The sequence below is a fragment of the Pseudomonas sp. B707 genome, assembly GCF_022496685.1.
In the GTDB taxonomy this organism is placed as follows: Bacteria; Pseudomonadota; Gammaproteobacteria; order Pseudomonadales; family Pseudomonadaceae; genus Aquipseudomonas; species Aquipseudomonas paraglycinae.
Genome location: NZ_WTVE01000029.1, coordinates 141743 through 160397, shown reverse-complemented (window position 1 = coordinate 160397; position 18655 = coordinate 141743). Strand labels below are relative to the sequence as shown.

The 18655-nt window shown below is 62.0% G+C and carries 10 protein-coding genes and 1 other RNA gene; 8 read left to right on the top strand and 3 right to left on the bottom strand.

Going from position 1 to position 18655, the window contains the following annotated elements:
• Positions 1 to 111: 111 nt before the first annotated feature.
• Both xdhB and xdhA read right to left on the bottom strand, forming a co-directional pair.
• The gene (xdhB, locus tag GQX66_RS18375; RefSeq protein ID WP_240870348.1) at positions 112 to 2505 is read right to left on the bottom strand and encodes a xanthine dehydrogenase molybdopterin binding subunit; all 2394 of its coding nucleotides are present in this window, start codon (positions 2503 to 2505) and stop codon (positions 112 to 114) included.
• Entirely contained in the window at positions 2498 to 3952 is a 1455-nt protein-coding gene (xdhA, locus tag GQX66_RS18370) for a xanthine dehydrogenase small subunit (protein ID WP_240870346.1), read from the bottom strand. Before xdhA ends, xdhB begins: the two co-directional genes overlap by 8 nt.
• Before the next feature lie 266 nt (positions 3953 to 4218).
• Between xdhA and GQX66_RS18365 the strand changes: the two genes are divergently transcribed.
• From GQX66_RS18365 to GQX66_RS18335, 7 genes are all read left to right on the top strand, one after another.
• The gene (locus tag GQX66_RS18365; RefSeq protein WP_007952019.1) at positions 4219 to 4878 is read left to right on the top strand and encodes a GntR family transcriptional regulator; all 660 of its coding nucleotides are present in this window, start codon (positions 4219 to 4221) and stop codon (positions 4876 to 4878) included.
• Between the two features lie 2 nt (positions 4879 to 4880).
• The gene (gene smc / locus GQX66_RS18360; protein WP_085747895.1) at positions 4881 to 8369 is read left to right on the top strand and encodes a chromosome segregation protein SMC; all 3489 of its coding nucleotides are present in this window, start codon (positions 4881 to 4883) and stop codon (positions 8367 to 8369) included.
• A 259-nt stretch (positions 8370 to 8628) separates the two neighbouring features.
• Positions 8629 to 9495 (top strand): cell division protein ZipA, encoded by an 867-nt coding sequence (gene zipA, locus GQX66_RS18355; RefSeq protein ID WP_064378762.1) that lies wholly within the window; start codon positions 8629 to 8631, stop codon positions 9493 to 9495.
• Between the two features lie 87 nt (positions 9496 to 9582).
• The gene (gene ligA / locus GQX66_RS18350; RefSeq protein ID WP_134020609.1) at positions 9583 to 11940 is read left to right on the top strand and encodes an NAD-dependent DNA ligase LigA; all 2358 of its coding nucleotides are present in this window, start codon (positions 9583 to 9585) and stop codon (positions 11938 to 11940) included.
• A 92-nt stretch (positions 11941 to 12032) separates the two neighbouring features.
• Complete coding sequence (locus GQX66_RS18345; protein ID WP_240870344.1) at positions 12033 to 13199, top strand: putative zinc-binding peptidase; 1167 nt, start codon at positions 12033 to 12035, stop codon at positions 13197 to 13199.
• Positions 13200 to 13310: 111 nt separating this feature from the next.
• Positions 13311 to 13407: signal recognition particle sRNA small type (gene ffs / locus GQX66_RS18340), an RNA gene on the top strand.
• Between the two features lie 243 nt (positions 13408 to 13650).
• Positions 13651 to 15609: a hypothetical protein gene (locus GQX66_RS18335; RefSeq protein WP_240870330.1), complete on the top strand. Its 1959-nt coding sequence runs from the start codon at positions 13651 to 13653 to the stop codon at positions 15607 to 15609.
• Positions 15610 to 15618: 9 nt separating this feature from the next.
• Here GQX66_RS18335 and GQX66_RS18330 read toward each other — a convergent pair whose 3' ends face one another.
• Entirely contained in the window at positions 15619 to 16368 is a 750-nt protein-coding gene (locus GQX66_RS18330) for a transporter substrate-binding domain-containing protein (RefSeq protein ID WP_240870328.1), read from the bottom strand.
• Between the two features lie 145 nt (positions 16369 to 16513).
• Here GQX66_RS18330 and dnaX point away from each other — a divergent pair, with 145 nt between their 5' ends.
• Complete coding sequence (dnaX, locus tag GQX66_RS18325; RefSeq protein ID WP_240870327.1) at positions 16514 to 18598, top strand: DNA polymerase III subunit gamma/tau; 2085 nt, start codon at positions 16514 to 16516, stop codon at positions 18596 to 18598.
• The last annotated feature ends 57 nt before the right edge of the window (positions 18599 to 18655 follow it).

Below are 18655 nucleotides of genomic sequence, written 5' to 3'. Positions count from 1 at the left end.
GGCGTCGAACCGTCGCGTGGGAATGCATCACTGGACGCTCCGCGTCCGCTGTTCAGGATGCGACGCAGAGCGTCGCCGGCTGCATTCCCACGCAGAGCGTGGGAACGATCATCAAACGACCTCGGTTTCAGCTTCGACGGCTTTCACCGCCTTGAGCTGGCGCATTTGCTCGCAACCCCACAACACCCGCTCCGGGGTCGCCGGCGCGTCGATCTTCGGCTGATGCTTGTAGTCGCCAAGGCTGGCCACCGCATCCTTGATCGCGCACCACGCGGCGATGCCGAGCATGAAAGGCGGCTCACCCACAGCCTTGGAGTGGAACACCGTGTCTTCCGGGTTCTTGCGGTTTTCCACCAGTTTCACCCGCAGGTCCAGCGGCATGTCCGCCACGGCCGGGATCTTGTAGCTGGCCGGGCCGTTGGTCATCAGCTTGCCCTTGTTGTTCCACACCAGCTCTTCCATGGTCAGCCAGCCCATGCCCTGGACGAAGCCACCCTCGACCTGACCGATGTCGATGGCCGGGTTCAGAGAGGCGCCGACGTCGTGGAGGATGTCGGTACGCAGCATTTTGTACTCGCCGGTCAGGGTGTCGACGATCACTTCGCAGCACGCCGCGCCGAAGGCGAAGTAGTAGAACGGCCGGCCACGGGCCTGGCTGCGGTCGTAGTAGATTTTCGGGGTCTTGTAGAACCCGGTGCTCGACAGCGAAACCTGGTTGAAATACGCCAGCTGGATCAGCGCTTCGAAGGTCAGGATGTGGTCACGCACCCGTACGTGGCCGTTGTGGAATTCCACGTCTTCTTCGCTGACCTTGTAGTGGCGGGCTGCGAATTCGACCAGACGCCGCTTGATTGTCTCGGCAGCGTTCTGCGCCGCTTTGCCGTTGAGGTCGGCGCCGCTGGAGGCCGCGGTCGGCGAGGTGTTCGGCACCTTGTCGGTATTGGTCGCAGTGATCTGCACGCGGTCCATTTCCACCTGGAACACTTCGGCCACGACTTGCGCGACTTTGGTGTTCAGACCCTGGCCCATTTCCGTGCCGCCATGGTTCAGGTGGATGCTGCCGTCGGTGTAGACGTGTACCAAGGCACCTGCCTGGTTGAGGAAGCTGGCGGTGAAGGAAATGCCGAATTTCACCGGGGTCAGCGCCAGGCCTTTTTTCAGGATCGGGCTGTTGGCGTTGTAGCGACGGATCGCTTCGCGGCGCTCGGCGTACTGGCTGCTTTCTTCCAGTTCAGCGGTCATCTCCTCGAGCATGTTGTGTTCGACGGTCTGGTAGTAGTGGGTGACGTTGCGCTCGGTCTTGCCGTAGTAGTTGGCCTTGCGCACGGCCAGCGGATCGAGGTTCAGGTGACGGGCGATGGCGTCCATCACTTCTTCGATCGCGACCATTCCTTGCGGGCCGCCGAAACCACGGTACGCGGTGTTCGACGCGGTGTTGGTCTTGCAGCGATGACCGTTGATGGTCGCATCGCCCAGGTAGTACGAGTTGTCCGAGTGGAACATCGCCCGGTCAACGATCGAGGCCGACAGGTCAGGCGAGCAGCCGCAGTTACCGGCCAGATCCATCGCGATGCCGTGCAGGCGCCCGGTGCTGTCGAAGCCGACGTCGTACTCGACGTAGAACGGGTGACGCTTGCCGGTCATCAGCATGTCTTCGACCCGTGGCAGGCGCATCTTGGTCGGCTGGCCGGTGAGGTGCGCAATCACGGCGCACAGGCACGCCGGGCTGGCGGCCTGGGTTTCCTTGCCGCCGAAACCACCGCCCATGCGGCGCATGTCGACCACGATCTTGTTCATCGACACGTCGAGAACTTCGGCCACCAGTTTCTGCACTTCGGTGGGGTTCTGGGTCGAGCAGTAGACGATCATGCCGCCGTCTTCGGTCGGCATAACCGAGGATATCTGCGTCTCCAGATAGAAGTGTTCCTGGCCGCCGATGTGCAGCGTGCCTTGAATCCGGTGTTCGGCCGTGGCCAGAGCCGTGGTCGAATCGCCGCGCTGATGGGTGTGGCTGTCGAGCACGAAGTGGCGTTTGCGCAGGGCTTCGACCACGTCCAGCACCGGCTCCAGATCTTCGTATTCAATGATCGCGGCCATGGCGGCCTTGCGTGCGGTTTCCAGATCTTTTGCGGCCACGGCCAGCACCGGTTGACCGACGAACTGCACGTCATCGATAGCCAGCAGCGGATCGCCCGGCATCAACGGGCCAATGTCTTTCAGACCCGGTACGTCTTCGTGGGTGATGGCGATACGCACGCCTTCGAAGGCGTAGCAGGGCTTGGTGTCGATGCTGATGATTTTCGCGTGGGCGCGATCCGACAGCCGTGCGTAAACGTGCAACTGGTTGGGGAATTCGAGCCGGTCATCGATGTACTGCGCTTCACCGGATACATGCTTGGCGGCGCTGTCGTGCTTGACGCTGCGGCCGACGCCGGTGGTCAGGTCCTTGGCGAACAATTCAGCCAGTTCAGCTTGAGTTTTCTCTACGCCGTGATGGTTAGACATAAGCGGTCACCCGAGTCTCGATGTGCGGTGTTTGCAGTTCGATGAAGTATTTACGCAGCAGGTTCTGCGCGCTGAGCAGGCGGTATTCCTTGCTGGCGCGGAAGTCCGAGAGCGGGGTGAAATCCTCGCCCAGCGCGGTGCAGGCGCGTTCGACCACAGCGTTGTTGAACGGCTGACCGAGCAGCACGGCTTCGCAATGAGCGGCGCGTTTCGGGATTGCGGCCATGCCGCCGAAGGCGACGCGGACGTCGGTGATCACGCCGTTTTCGACGCGCAGGTTGAACGCGGCGCAGACGGCAGAGATGTCGTCGTCCAGACGCTTGGAGACTTTGTAGGCGCGGAAGCGCTGCTCGGCCGTGGCGCGCGGCACGATGATTTTCTCGATGAACTCGCTTTCCTGACGTGCGGTAACCCGGTAATCGATGAAGTAATCCTCGAGGGCCAGCGTGCGGCGGGTCTCGCCCTTGCACAGCACGATCTGCGCGCCGAGGGCAATCAGCAGCGGTGGCGAGTCACCGATCGGCGAGGCGTTGCCGATGTTGCCGCCGAGGGTGCCCTGGTTGCGGATCTGCAGCGAGGCGAAGCGGTGCAGCAGTTCGCCGAAGTCCGGGTACTCGGCGTTCAGCGCTTCGTAGCAGTCGGAGAGGGCGGTGGCGGCGCCGATTTCGATGCGGTCATCGAAGTGCTCGATGCGCTTCATTTCGGCGACGTTGCCGACGTAGATCATCACCGGCAGCGTGCGGTGGAACTGAGTGACTTCCAGCGCCAGATCAGTGCCGCCAGCCAGCAGGCGGGCCTGTGGATAAGCGTCGTAGAGATCGGCCAGATCGGCCACGGTCAGCGGCACCAGGCAGCGTTTGTCGCCGCTGTTGAGTTCGCCGATCGACGTCGGGGCAATGGCTTTGAGGCGGGAGATGGTTTCGGCTTCACGGGCGTCGAACTGGTCCGGTTGCTTGGCGCAGCAGGATTGTTCGGCGGCGGCCAGGATCGGCCGGTAGCCGGTGCAGCGGCAGAGATTGCCCGCCAGCGCTTCGTGGGCCTTGGCCTGATCCGGTGCATCGCTGTTCTTTTGCAGGGCGAACAGCGACATCACGAAACCGGGGGTGCAGAAACCGCACTGCGAACCGTGGCACTCGACCATGGCTTTCTGCACGCTGTGCAGTTCGCCCTTGTGCTTGAGGTCTTCGACGCTGATCAATTGCTTGCCGTGCAGCGACGAAACGAACGTCAGGCACGAGTTGAGGCTGCGATAGCGAATGTGCTCGCGGCCATCGTCATCCGTCTGCAACTCGCCGACCACCACCGTACAGGCGCCGCAGTCACCGCTGGCGCAGCCTTCTTTGGTGCCGGATTTACCCACGTGTTCGCGCAGGTAGTTGAGCACAGTCAGGTTCGGGTCCAGGGCGTGCTCGCTACGGAGTTCCTGGTTAAGTAAAAACTGGATCACGGAAGGCCTCGCAGACTCATTATTGTTGTTGAGCGACTTGAGCCGAATTTAGCAGGTCTGACTTTTCGGTCAATGGTTTTCTGACTTAAAGGTCAGGAAAAACCGTTTTGTCGCTCAACCACGTGTCTCTTCAGTATTGACCCTCATTGGATCAAGCGCTTTTTTGCGGGATTCGTGCCAAAAACCGCTGTGCGGGCACTCCGCCATGACCGCGCATTGCGCTACACTGCGCCGCTTGTGCAGATCGAAGAGTTTGAAGGACAACCATGACGTTCAAGGCGCCGGACAGCCTCGCCGAGCAAATCGCTCACCACCTCGCCGAACGGATCATTCGCGGCGAAATGAAGCCGGGAGAGCGTATCCAGGAACAGAAGGTCACGCTGGCGCTGAACGTCAGCCGCGGCTCGGTCCGCGAAGCCTTGCTGATCCTCGAGCGCCGTCACCTGATCGCGATCCTGCCGCGCCGTGGCGCCCATGTCACTGAGCTGACGGCGCACAAGGTGCAGAGCCTGTGCACGCTGATGAGCGAGTTGTACATCCTGCTCGGCAACGCAGTGGCCAATGGCTGGCAAGTCCAGTCCGACATGGCGCCGTTCGTGCAGATCCAGCAGCGCCTGACCGCCAGCTACGAGCGTCAGGACATCCGCACCTTCGTCGACGACAGCTTCAACGTGATGCGCGCCGCGTATCCGTTCGCCAACAACCCGTACCTGCAGGAAACCGTCGAGAACCTGCAACCGGCCATGAGCCGTGCGTATTTCCTCGCGCTGGAACAGCGCAAGGCCGAGATGAGCGAGTTCCTCGAACTGTTCGAACGCCTGCTCGCCGCCGTCCTCGCCCGTGACCTGCCGCAGATCCGCATCGTGCTGACGGCTTACGCCCAGCGCAGCTGCGATCTGGTGGTGTCCGCCCTGACGGTTGCCTGACCTTGCGGCTCAAGTGCATCAAGCTGGCGGGGTTCAAATCCTTCGTCGATCCGACCACGGTGAACTTCCCCAGCAACATGGCGGCGGTCGTCGGGCCGAACGGTTGCGGCAAGTCGAACATCATCGACGCCGTGCGCTGGGTGATGGGCGAAAGCTCGGCCAAGAACCTGCGTGGCGAGTCGATGACCGACGTCATCTTCAACGGCTCGACCAGCCGCAAACCGGTGAGCCAGGCGAGCATCGAACTGGTGTTCGACAACTCCGACGGCACGCTGCTGGGCGAGTGGGCGGCGTATGCGGAAATCTCGATTCGCCGCAAAGTGACCCGCGACAGCCAGACGACTTATTACCTCAACGGCGCCAAATGCCGTCGTCGCGACATCACCGACATTTTCCTCGGCACCGGCCTCGGCCCGCGCAGCTACTCGATCATCGAGCAGGGGATGATCTCCAAGCTGATCGAGTCCAAGCCGGAAGACCTGCGTAACTTCATCGAAGAAGCCGCCGGCATCTCCAAGTACAAGGAGCGTCGGCGCGAGACTGAAAACCGCATCCGCCGCACTCACGAAAACCTTGCCCGTCTGACTGACCTGCGCGAAGAACTCGAGCGCCAGCTCGAACGCCTGCACCGGCAGGCCGAGGCCGCCAAGAAGTATCAGGAATACAAGGCTGAAGAACGCCAGCTCAAGGCGCAACTGTCGGCCCTGCGCTGGCAGGATCTGAACGATCAGGTCGGTCAGCGCGAATCGATCATCGGCAACCAGGAAATCAGCTTTGAAGCGCTGGTCGCCGAACAGCGCAACGCCGACGCGGCGATTGAACGCCTGCGCGACGGGCACCATGACCTGTCCGAGCGCTTCAATCTGGTGCAGGGGCGCTTCTATTCGGTCGGCGGCGACATCGCCCGGGTCGAGCAGAGCATCCAGCACGGCCAGCAGCGCTTGCGCCAATTGCAGGACGATTTGAAAGAAGCCGAGCGCGCACGCCTCGAAACCGAATCGCACCTGGGCCACGACCGCACCTTGCTGCTGACCCTCGGCGAAGAGCTCGATCAACTGACCCCCGAGCAGGAAATCACCAACGCCGCGGCCGAAGAAGCTGCCGCTGCGCTGGAAGATTCCGAAGCCGTCATGCACGGCTGGCAGGAGCAGTGGGACGCCTTCAATCTGACCGCCGCCGAACCCCGTCGTCAGGCCGAAGTGCAGCAGTCGCGCATCCAGCAGCTGGAAACCAGCATGGAGCGCCTGGCCGATCGGCAAAAGCGTCTGGGCGAAGAGCGCGCGCTGCTGTCGGCCGATCCGGAAGACGCGGCGATCATGGAACTCAGCGAACAGCTCGCCGAGTCCGAAGCCACCCTTGAAGATTTGCAGACCAGCGAAGAAGCCCAGGTCGAAAAACTCGAGCAACTGCGCCAGGAATTGCAGCAAGCGCTGACCGCGCAGCAACAGGCGCAGGGCGATTTGCAGCGCCTCAATGGTCGCCTTGCATCGCTGGAAGCCTTGCAGCAGGCCGCGCTCGATCCGGGCACCGGCACTGCCGAATGGCTGAAGGAACACAACCTCGCCGAGCGCCCGCGTCTGGCCGAAGGCCTGAAGGTCGAGGCCGGTTGGGAGCTGGCGGTGGAAACCGTGCTCGGCGCCGACCTGCAAGCGGTGCTGGTGGATGATTTCGACGGCTTCGATCTGTCTGGTTTTGCCCAGGGCGATCTGCGTTTGCTCAGCCCCGGCAATGACGGCGTGCGCGTGGCCGGCAGCCTGCTGGACAAGGTCGAGGCGCAGGTCGATTTGTCGCCCTGGCTCGCTCAGGTCAAACCGGTCGATAGCCTTGAACAGGCGCTGGCTATGCGTGGCCAACTGGCTGCCGGGCAAAGCCTGATCAGCCGCGACGGTTACTGGGTTGGCCGGCATTTCCTGCGGGTGCGCCGCGCCAGCGAAGCCGAAAGCGGCATGCTCGCGCGCGGCCAGGAAATCGAATCGCTGCATGCCGAACGCGAAGAGCGTGAAGCCACGGTCGAGGCCATGGAAACCCGTCTGCAAACCCTGCGCGCGCAACAGCGTCAGCAGGAAAACGGTCGCGAACACCTACGTCGCTTGCTGCAAGACGAAGCCCGTCAGCAAGGCGAGTTGAAAGCTCAGCTGTCCGCCGGCAAAGCCAAGGCCGAGCAGTTGAACCTGCGTCGCACCCGCCTCGACGAAGAACTGGTCGAGCTCGCCGAGCAGCGCGAGCTGGAACACGAAAACATCGGCGAAGCGCGGATCCAGTTGCAGGACGCCCTCGACGCCATGGCCCTCGACACCGAGCAGCGCGAATTGCTGCTGGCCCAGCGCGACAGCCTGCGCGAACGACTGGATCGGGTGCGTCAGGAAGCCCGCCAGCACAAGGATCACGCCCATCAATTGGCCGTGCGCCTCGGCTCGCTGCGCGCACAACACGATTCGACCCGCCAGGCCCTTGAACGTCTGGAAATGCAGGCCGAGCGCCTCACCGAAAAGCGTGAACAGCTCAGCCTGAATCTGGAGGAGGGCGAGGCACCGCTGGAAGAGCTGCGCCTCAAACTCGAAGAGTTGCTCGACAAGCGCATGAGCGTCGACGACGAACTCAAGACCGCCCAGATCGCTTTGGAAGACGCCGACCGCGAACTGCGCGACGCGGAAAAGCGCCGGACCCAGGCCGAGCAGCAATCGCAATTGATCCGTGGCCAGCTCGAACAGCAACGCATGGAATGGCAGGCCCTGACCGTGCGCCGCAAGGCCCTGCAGGATCAACTGCTGGAAGACGGCTACGATCTGCACGGCGTGCTCAACACCCTGACCGCCGAGGCCAGCGAGAAGGCTGCCGAAGAAGAACTTGAACGCATTGCCGCGCGCATTCAGCGCCTGGGCGCGATCAACCTCGCGGCGATCGACGAATACACGCAACAATCCGAGCGTAAACGTTATCTGGATGCCCAGGACGCCGATCTGGTCGAAGCCCTGGAGACCCTGGAAAACGTCATCCGCAAGATCGACAAGGAAACCCGTAACCGTTTCAAAGATACCTTTGATCAGATCAATGGCGGTTTACAGGCGCTTTTCCCGAAAGTTTTCGGTGGCGGGCGGGCGTATTTGGAACTGACGGGCGAAGATCTACTCGATACAGGGGTGACGATCATGGCGCAGCCGCCCGGGAAGAAGAACAGCACCATCCATTTGCTCTCCGGTGGCGAGAAGGCCCTGACCGCGCTGGCACTGGTTTTTGCGATCTTCAAGTTGAATCCGGCGCCGTTCTGCATGCTCGATGAAGTTGACGCACCACTGGATGACGCTAACGTTGGACGCTACGCACGATTGGTCAAAGAGATGTCGCAGACCGTGCAGTTCATCTATATCACCCACAACAAGATCGCCATGGAAATGGCTGACCAGTTGATGGGCGTGACGATGCACGAGCCGGGTTGTTCGCGACTGGTAGCCGTGGATGTCGAGGAGGCGATGGCGATGGTGGATGCCTGAGCCGGCGCGTGTCGGAAAAGGTATTTGTAGTCTGTAGGACATATTTACCGGCTTCGACTTGCTGGCCAATCGACATAATCGCGCAAGCCAATGAGACAGACGGTGTAAAGTTGTCTTTGGTCGTGCTAGTTTAATGTCAATTTTTCGTATACGTGGGCAAAACGCCTGTCAGAACATAGAGTTGGCGCCACGTTTTAAAGCGGTTTGCACAGTGTAAACCCCTTATTTTTCAGCATTTTTTATAGAGGCACGGGATTACATGGAAATCGGTCTGCGCGAGTGGCTGATCGTCATCGGCATCATTGTGATAGCCGGTATTCTTTTCGATGGCTGGCGCCGTATGCGCGGCGGCAAGGGAAAACTGAAATTCCGTCTTGACCGAAGTCTGTCCAACCTGCCGGACGAGGACACCAGCGCTGAGCTGTTGGGCCCGGCCCGCGTGCTGGATACCCATAAAGAGCCGCAACTGGACGAACACGATCTGCCATCGGTGAGCATGCCGGCCCGCGAAGCACGCGAGCCTCGCGAATCCGGTTCCAAGCGCGGCAAGCGCGGCAGCAACGGTCCGGCCCAGGGCGACCTGAACCTCGATCTGGATCTGGACGGCGGCCCGAGCTTCAGCAGCCGTGACGATGATTTTGTCGAACCTGCCGCCAAGTCCTCGCCGGCAGTGGCCGACAAGGATCAGCCGCAAGCCGAAGAAGTGCTGGTGATCAGCGTGATCTGCCGCGACCCGGCCGGCTTCAAGGGCCCGGCACTGCTGCAGAACATTCTGGAAAGCGGTCTGCGTTTCGGCGAGATGGATATCTTCCACCGTCACGAAAGCATGGCCGGCAACGGTGAAGTGCTGTTCTCCATGGCCAACGCGGTCAAACCGGGCATTTTCGATCTGGACGACATCGACCATTTCAGTACCCCGGCGGTGAGCTTCTTCCTCGGCCTGCCAGGCCCGCGCCATCCGAAGCAGGCCTTCGACGTGATGGTCGCGGCAGCCCGCAAGCTGTCCCAGGAACTGAACGGCGAGTTGAAAGATGACCAGCGCAGCGTCCTGACCGCGCAGACCATCGAGCACTACCGTCAGCGCATCGTCGAATTCGAACGTCGCGCCCTGACCCAGAAGCGTTGATTGAAAAGGTTGCCTCGCAATAAAGGGGCAATCGGCAAAATAGATTGAGCAGCCTCGGCTGCTCTTTTGCTTTATGAGAGAACACCCATGACTGCCGCCAAAGACCGCATTCTAGAGCTGCGCGCTGAACTCGATCAGCACAACTACCGTTACCACGTCCTCGATGAGCCGAGCATTCCGGATGCCGAGTACGACCGGTTGTTCCACGAGCTCAAGGCGCTGGAAGCGGCCAATCCGGAATTGATCACCAGCGACTCGCCGACCCAGCGTGTCGGCAGCGTGGCGCTGACCGCGTTCACCCAGGTGCGTCATGAAGTGCCGATGCTCAGCCTCGGCAACGCCTTCGAAGAAACCGACATGCGCGAGTTCGATCGCCGGGTGACCGAAGGTCTGGATCTCCCGGCCGGCGACCTGTTCGGCGGTGGCGCGGCGGTGGAATACAGCTGCGAGCCGAAACTCGATGGCCTGGCGGTCAGCCTGCTGTATCAGGATGGCGTGCTGGTGCGCGGCGCCACGCGTGGCGACGGCACCACCGGCGAAGACATCAGCGTCAACGTGCGCACGGTGCGCAACATCCCGCTGAAGCTGCACGGCACGGGCTGGCCGGCGACCCTGGAAGTGCGCGGCGAAGTGTTCATGTCCAAGGCCGGTTTCGAACGCCTCAACGCCTCGCAACTGGAAGTCGGCGGCAAGACCTTCGCCAACCCGCGCAACGCCGCCGCCGGCAGCCTGCGACAGCTGGATTCGAAGATCACCGCCAACCGTCCGCTGGAATTCTGCTGCTACGGCATCGGTCAGGTCTCCCACGATATTTCCGACACCCACATCGGCAACCTCAAGCAACTGCAAGCCTGGGGCATGCCGATCAGCCACGAATTGAAGCTGGCCAAGGGCATCGGCGAATGCCTGGATTACTACCGCGATATCGGCGAACGCCGTAACTCGCTGGCCTATGAAATCGACGGTGTGGTGTTCAAGGTCAACAGCATTGCCGATCAGCGCGAACTGGGTTTCCGCGCCCGTGAACCGCGCTGGGCCATCGCCCACAAGTTTCCGGCCATGGAAGAACTCACCGAACTGCTAGACGTGGAATTCCAGGTCGGCCGCACCGGCGCCGTCACCCCTGTGGCGCGGTTGAAACCGGTCAAGGTCGCCGGCGTCACCGTGGCCAACGCCACGCTGCACAACATGGACGAAGTCGCACGGTTGGGTCTGATGATCGGCGACACGGTGATCATTCGCCGCGCTGGCGATGTGATCCCGCAAGTGGTGCAAGTGGTCATGGAGCGCCGCCCTGAAGACGCGCGCCCTGTGCAGATTCCCGAGAGCTGCCCGGTTTGTGGCTCCCATGTCGAACGCACGCAACTGGTCAAACGCAGCAAGGGCAAGGAAACCATCAGCGAAGGTGCGGTGTATCGCTGCGTCGGCCGACTGGCCTGTGGTGCGCAGCTCAAGCAGGCGATCATTCACTTCGTCTCCCGTCGCGCGATGGACATCGAAGGCCTTGGCGACAAGAGCGTCGAGCAACTGGTGGACGAAGGTCTGGTCAGTTCGCCGGCCGATCTCTACGCGCTGAAGTTCGAAGACATCGTCGACCTCGAGGGCTTTGCCGAGGTTTCGAGCAACAAGTTGCTGGCTGCGATTGAAGACAGCAAGAAGCCGGGTCTGGCGCGCTTCATCTATGCGCTGGGCATTCCGGATGTCGGCGAAGAGACGGCCAAGGTGCTGGCGCGTTCGCTGGGGTCGCTGGAGCGTGTTCAGCAAGCCTTGCCGCAGGTGCTGACGTACTTGCCGGACATCGGCCTGGAAGTGGCGCACGAGATTCACAGCTTCTTCGAAGATGCGCACAACCAGCAGGTGATCACCGAGCTGCTGGGCCACGGTTTGCAGATTCAGGATCAGGGCGAGCTGGGCGCCGAGTTTGCCGCGAGCACCACGCTGGGCGGCTTCCTCGACAAGCTGCACATTCCTTCGGTCGGGCCGGGCGGGGCGCAGAAGCTGGCGGACAAGTTCGAAACGCTGGAAGGGGTGATGAACGCTGACTGGCTGGACATGCGCCAGGCATTGCCGGAGAAGCAGGCGAACTCGGTTCGCGAGTTCTTTGCCTTGCCCGAGCATCGTCAACTGGCTGAAGACGCCGAGAAGCAACTGCGCGATTTCGGTATGCACTGGCAGAGCGAAAAGAAAGTCGTCGAAGGTCTGCCACTTTCCGGGGAAACCTGGGTGCTGACCGGCAAGGTCGAGCTGATGAGCCGCGACGTCGCCAAGGAACACCTGGAAAGTCTCGGCGCTAAGGTCGCCGGCTCCGTGTCGGCCAAGACCCATTGCGTGGTCGCCGGGCCGGGCGCCGGGTCGAAACTGACCAAGGCCAACGAACTGGGCGTGAAAGTGATGGATGAGGAGGCGTTTATCGCGTTCCTGAAAGGGCACGGTATCAGCGCCTGACTGATCGACAGGTGATCGTTCCCACGCAGAGCGTGGGAACGATCTTTGGGCGGGAATGATCTAGTCTTGGCAAGCCCAAGGGAGAGATCGCCATGTACCGCTTTTTCGAGCAGCTCAGTTCCCGCATCGTCGCGCCGTTCATGGGCGAATCCTCGCGCAACAGCAAAGTCTGGCCGTGCCGCTGCGGCCAGTCGCTGTTCTTTCGCAACAGTCAGTGCCTGGCCTGCAACGCGGCACTGGGTTATCAACCGGAACACAGTCGCCTGACCTCGCTGCAACCGGGGCCGCAAGAGGGTACCTGGACGCTGGACGTCGATCCCGACGCCGGGCTGTTCCGGCGCTGCGCCAACCTTGATACGCCGGCGGCCTGTAACTGGCTGCTGCCCGCCAATGATCACGACACCCTGTGCGCGGCCTGTGCTCTGAATCGCACCATCCCCGATCTGTCCGTCCCGGAAAACCCCGAACGCTGGCGCAAGGTGGAAATCGCCAAGCGCCGACTGGTGGCGCAACTGATCAGCCTCGGCCTGCCGGTCGTCCCGAAAACCGTCGACGAAGCCACCGGCCTGGCCTTCGATTTCATCGGCGTCGATCTGCAAGGCAATGCACCCATGACCGGCCACGCCAACGGCCTGATCACCCTCGACATCGAAGAGGCCGACGACGCCCACCGCGAGCAGGTCCGGGCGCAGATGCACGAACCCTATCGCACGCTGCTTGGGCACTTTCGTCATGAGGTCGGGCATTACTACTGGGATCGCCTGATCGTCAACGGCCCGTGGCTCGGTTCCTTCCGCAGCCTGTTCGGCGACGAACGCGCCAGTTATGCCGAGGCGCTGGAGCGGCATTATCAACAGGGCGCGCCGGCGGACTGGTCGCAGCACTACGTCAGCGCCTACGCCACCATGCACCCGTGGGAAGACTGGGCGGAAACCTGGGCGCATTACCTGCACATGATGGACGCGGTGGACACCGCGCTGGGCTTCGGCATGAGCGCCCGGGAGATGGACCTGGATTACCAGCCGTTTCCGTCGAGCACCCTGTACGACCCCGAACATCCCGGCGGCGCGGCGTTCCTGTCGTTCGTCAATGCGTGGATCGAACTGGCCGGCATGCTCAACGAACTGTCGCGCAGCATGGGCCAGCCGGATTTCTATCCGTTCGTCCTGCCGCCGGCGGCGATCGCCAAGCTGCACTTCATTCATCTTGTGATCCAGCAGGAGGGCGGGCGCGCGGACGAGGTGCTGCAGGCGCAATAGCAAGTGCTTGAAGCCCTTCATATTTTTAATCTGCAACGAGCGGTTGTAACTTCGTCTCAGATAGGTACAATGGCGCGGCTCGCCGACAGGCGAGAGTCGTTATGGTGACCCTATCGGTCCCCCCGCAACGATTACCCGTGAACCTGGTCAGAGCCGGAAGGCAGCAGCCACAGCGGGAACATTGTGTGCCGGGGTGTGGCTGGTAGGGTTACCACCTTAACGAACATCGAACGCGTCGACTGAACTGCATGGGTTTCGCCCACTGCGGTTTTTTTATGCCTGCGATTTGTCGTTCAAGTCAGCACACCCTGTGGGAGCGAGCCTGCTCGCGATGGCGCCGACACGGGGTAATCATTTCCCCTGCAATCGCGCATACTCGCAGCCACCGAAATAAATGAAGAGTCTGGCCAGGATCGACCTTGCAAGGTCCGCGCCCTGGCCGCGAGGTTTTATGCTCCCGGAACATTCCGATCTATCCAGCCCTGTGTTCTTGCCCGTCACGGATGAAACCTGCGCGAACCTGTTGCAGGCGGGTGGGGCCAAAACCCTCGAAAGCCTGACCGATCCGGAGTTGGCGGCGGTGCTGGTCATCCAGAATCTGGTGCAGACGAAAGAGCAGGATCTCGGCGCCGTGGCGGCAGAGAAAATTCTGGCCAAGCTGTTGGCGTGGGCTGTCGATACTCGTCAGGCGACGACGGCGGGCTTGCTGTCAGAGGCTCAGCGACTGTTCGACCCGCGCAAACTGTATTTCGGTCTGAAGGTCCTTAACCCTCTGAACCTGCGTTTTCTGTCGGCCGAAGAAATATCGGCACGCGACTACTTGTTGCCCGACGGCCAGTGGGACTTCGAATACAAAGTCCGGCGCCATCGCAGTCATGACCCGTTCAGCCAGCCGATAGTGACGCCCCGTTACCGCGAGCGCTGGTTGAGCCCGGCACAGGACAAACTGGTCAGAACTTTCCGCGCCAACCTGGACGAAGACCTGCACGTTCAAGGCTACGCGGGGATCGGCAAAAGCCATCTGCTGGTGGCGTTGCTGGAGCATCTGCGCCCGGAAAAGACCCTGTTGCTGGCGCGCACCCCGGCCAAGCTCGAAGTCCTTCGTCAGCGCATGCTGGGGCCGAGCGAGAAGAAGGCCGGCAAGACCTTCCTGGCGTTTGCCCAATCGCTGATGCTCGGGCGCAGGCCTCAGGCTGAAGGGACGACTCGGATCCTCAGTCGCCAGGCGCTGGCGCAGGAACTGAATATCTTCGGTTTCCGCCACCACGACGGGCCGGCGACCCTTGAGCTCTGCCTCAAAGTGATCGAGCGCTACTGCCGCTTCCGCGATCACACGTTTTCGGCGAAGCATCTGCCGCATTTCAACCAGCCACTCTCCAGCGTCGACGCTCAGGTGTTGCTGGAGTATTCGAGCCGGGTGTGGGGCTACCTCGAGCTCAATCCAGCGTGGGGCAGCCAGACCGGGTTCGAAGCGCTGCTGATGATCAAGCGCGCCTGCATCGCCGGCTGCGTGGTGCCGGCGCGCTACACGCACGTGTTGATCGATGAGAGCCAGGACATTCCCGGATCGCTGTTGCAGATCATCGAGCGCGGTCGTCAGGTGCTGATCACCCTCGGCGACGAGTACCAGCAGGCCAGCGGTGTGCCGGTCAAACGGCACCGTGAGGTTCGCCAAAGCGATATCAGCTATTCCGTGCGTTCGGGTCGCAACGTCGAACGGCTGGTCAATCCGCTGATCGCCCGGCACTCGCAGAAGGGCAAGATTCCGTTCGAAGGCGCCAGTGACGCCGATGTTGTTATCAAGGAGTACCCGGAAGGTTTCGTACCGTCCGAGGGTTGCGTAGTGCTGACGGCATCGCCGTGGGACAGCATGATCTGGGCTATCCACCTGCACGACTCCAACTGCAAGTTCAGATTCCCGGACAAGCGAACCCAGGATGAACTCAAGCATTTCATGGCCACCGCCATCGAACTGTTCAAACCTGACTTCTACCGTTCCGAATTCAGCGAAAACGGCGTGCATCCGTACTTCAGCGACCTGCCAGACTGGCAGGCCGTGTGCGACGCCAACCGGTTCGACGAATCTTTTCTGCGGGTCAAGGCCAAGCTGGAGAACGGCTTCATGATTGCCGACCTGACGCGCCTGAACCGAATGATCGACAACGCCGGCAACGGCTGCCTGCTGATGCTCGCGGAAGAAGCGGGGGGCATGGAGTTCGACAAGGTGCTGCTGACACCGGGGTTGCTGACCAACGAGAAATTCAAGGATGCCTACGCGTTCGATCAGCGGATCTGCGCCGTATACATCGCCATCTCCCGGGCCAGGCTGAAGCTATACGTGCCGTACGATGTGGTCGAGTGGGTGGAGTATCACGAATACCAGCAATTTCGCGATACGGCGGGGCATTGAGGGCCCGGCTCACGGTTCACTAGCCGAACCCCCGGTATACAACCGGATAATGTCATCAATCTCCCCCGACATTTTCATCCGCAGCAACGTCCTCAATATCCGCTGCACCGGCACGTTCGGATCATTGCGCACATAGCAGCCGACCTTCTGCTCCTGCAACACTGCCACCGCCTGCAGTTGCTGCCCCGGCAGCAGGCGCTGGTTGAACCAGTCCAGGGTCCATTGATTGCTCACGGCGTAGCGGTAGCGCCCGGCCAACAGTTTGTCGAGCACCTGCTCCTGATTGCGCGCGTCTTCGCGCCAGAGTCGATCGGCGTCGAATATTGGTTGCAGCGTGGGATAGCTGTAGCCGAGCACGGTGCCGATCGACTGGCGGGGCAGGTGGGCCGGATCGGCGCTGGGTGGTTGGTCCTGACGGCTGATCAGCAGGTCGCGCTGGAAGAACAGCGGGAGGCTCCAGATGTAATCGCCAGACAGGTTCGGCAGCCAGGATTGTGCGGCATAGCAGCGCACGTCGACTTCGCCGTGTTCCATGGCGTTCTGCACCCGGGCGCGGGGCAGGACGTGAAATTGTGCTGGCACGCCGATCTGGGTCGCCAGGCTGAGCATCATGTCGTAGAGGATGCCCTGGGTCGGGCGGCCGCGTTCGATCTGCACCATCGGCATCGCCCAGCTGTCGGCAACCACGAAGCGCAGCGGCGGTTGCGACGCCATCGCGCTCAGGCTCAATCCCAGTAATGCCCCCACGGCCCACCGCATAAACGCTCCGGTAATTCCCGATCCCGAGCCGACAAAAGCCCTCGCTCATGCAGCTTAGCCAGAATAGACGAGCACACCGGATGCAATTTTGCCCTTGCTCCGCTAGCATTAGCCGCTTCTGCTTCCTTTGCCGCGACGGTTTTCGATGAGTTATCAGGTTCTTGCACGTAAATGGCGTCCGCGCTCGTTCCGCGAAATGGTCGGCCAGACCCATGTGCTCAAGGCTCTGATCAATGCCTTGGACAGCCAGCGGCTGCACCACGCCTACCTCTTCACGGGTACGCGGGGCGTCGGCAAGACCACGATTGCGCGGATCATTGCCAAATGCCTGAACTGTGAAACAGGTATCACTTCAAGCCCTTGTGGCGAGTGTTCGGTGTGCCGCGAGATCGATGAAGGCCGCTTCGTCGACCTGATCGAGATCGACGCCGCGAGCCGGACCAAGGTCGAGGACACCCGCGAGCTGCTCGACAACGTGCAGTACGCACCAAGCCGCGGGCGCTTCAAGGTCTACCTGATCGACGAAGTGCACATGCTCTCCAGCCATTCCTTCAATGCGCTGCTGAAAACCCTCGAAGAGCCGCCGCCCTACGTCAAGTTCATCCTGGCGACCACCGACCCGCAGAAACTTCCGGCAACGATTTTGTCGCGATGCCTGCAGTTCTCCCTGAAGAACATGACCCCGGAGCGGGTGGTCGAGCATCTGACCCACGTTCTGGGCGCCGAAAACGTCCCGTTCGAAGACGACGCGCTGTGGCTGCTTGGCCGCGCGGCCGACGGTTCGATGCGTGACGCCATGAGCCTGACCGATCAGGCCATCGCCTTCGGTGAAGGCAAGGTATTGGCCGCCGACGTGCGGGCGATGCTCGGTACGCTGGATCACGGTCAGGTCTACGACGTGCTGCATGCGCTGATCGAAGGCGACGCCAAGGCGTTGCTCGAAGCCGTGCGCCATCTGGCCGAACAGGGGCCGGACTGGAACGGCGTGCTCTCGGAAATTCTCAACGTGCTGCACCGCGTCGCCATCGCCCAGGCCTTGCCGGAAGGTGTCGACAACGGTCACGGCGACCGTGACCGGGTGCTGGCACTGGCCCAGGCCTTGCCGGCCGAAGACGTGCAGTTCTATTACCAGATGGGCCTGATCGGTCGCCGCGACTTGCCGCTGGCGCCGGACCCGCGAGGCGGTTTCGAAATGGTGCTGCTGCGGATGCTGGCCTTCCGGCCGGCAGACACGGCGGACGCCCCGAGGCAACCGCTAAAGCCAGTGGGGATCAGCCAGGCCACAGTTGATTCCGCAAATTCAGTGGCTGCCGCGCCGAAACCTGCGCCGGTAGTTGCTGCGGCTGTTGCGCCCGCGCCAGCGCCGGTGGTTGCACCTGCGCCGGCTCCCGAGCCTGCACCGGTTGCCCCGGTGATTGCGCCTGAAACCGTTCCTGAGCCAGAGCCCGAGCCGGTCGCCGTTGAAGAAGTCGTCGACCTGCCGTGGAACGACCCGGTAGAACCGGCGCCTGTGCAGCAGCCAGCGGTAGAGCCGGTGCTGGAAACCACCGCCGAACAACCGGATTTGCCGCCGATGCCGCTGCCGACCCCGGACAGCGTCGTGCCGGACGCCCCGGAGTGGGCCGCCGCGCCGATTCCCGAGCCGTCAGTGGCCGAGGTCGATGCCGCCACACCGGGCATGGACATGGACGACGAGCCGCCGCTCGACGAGGACTACATCGAACCGGACATGGATTCGGCCTACAGTTACCTCGACGATCTGGCCAGCGAACACGCCGCAGAACCGGCCCCGGAGCCCGAGCCGGAACCTGCCGCCGCGCCGGCCACCGGTCTGGCCCTGCAATGGCTGGAGCTGTTCCCGCAACTGCCGATCTCCGGCATGACCGGCAGCATCGCCGCCAACTGCACGCTGATTGCGGTCGATGGCGACAACTGGCTGATGCACCTGGACCCGGCCCACAGCGCCTTGTTCAACGCCACTCAGCAGCGTCGTCTGAACGATGCGCTGAACCAGTTCCACGGGCGCACGCTGACCCTGACCATCGAGCTGATCAAGCCCGAGCAGGAAACCCCGGCCCAGGCCGCGTCCCGGCGCCGTGCCAACCGTCAGCGCGAGGCGGAGGAATCGATCCACGGCGATCCGTTCATCCAGCAGATGGTGCAGCAGTTCGGTGCGATCGTGCGACACGATACTATTGAACCTGTCGACGCCCTGGTCAGTCAGGGCTAATAACTGAGGGCGTCCGGCCTGTCTGGCCGGGCGCTGTTTTGATCCAAGTACTTTTGA

Excerpts from the sequence above, each read along its gene's own strand:
- zipA (WP_064378762.1), top strand. The coding sequence starts at position 8,629 with ATGGAAATCGGTCTGCGCGAGTGGCTGATCGTCATCGGCATCATTGTG.
- dnaX (WP_240870327.1), top strand. The coding sequence starts at position 16,514 with ATGAGTTATCAGGTTCTTGCACGTAAATGGCGTCCGCGCTCGTTCCGC.
- ligA (WP_134020609.1), top strand. The coding sequence starts at position 9,583 with ATGACTGCCGCCAAAGACCGCATTCTAGAGCTGCGCGCTGAACTCGAT.
- GQX66_RS18365 (WP_007952019.1), top strand. The coding sequence starts at position 4,219 with ATGACGTTCAAGGCGCCGGACAGCCTCGCCGAGCAAATCGCTCACCAC.
- GQX66_RS18335 (WP_240870330.1), top strand. The coding sequence starts at position 13,651 with ATGCTCCCGGAACATTCCGATCTATCCAGCCCTGTGTTCTTGCCCGTC.
- GQX66_RS18345 (WP_240870344.1), top strand. The coding sequence starts at position 12,033 with ATGTACCGCTTTTTCGAGCAGCTCAGTTCCCGCATCGTCGCGCCGTTC.
- xdhB (WP_240870348.1), bottom strand. The coding sequence starts at position 2,505 with ATGTCTAACCATCACGGCGTAGAGAAAACTCAAGCTGAACTGGCTGAA.
- GQX66_RS18330 (WP_240870328.1), bottom strand. The coding sequence starts at position 16,368 with ATGCGGTGGGCCGTGGGGGCATTACTGGGATTGAGCCTGAGCGCGATG.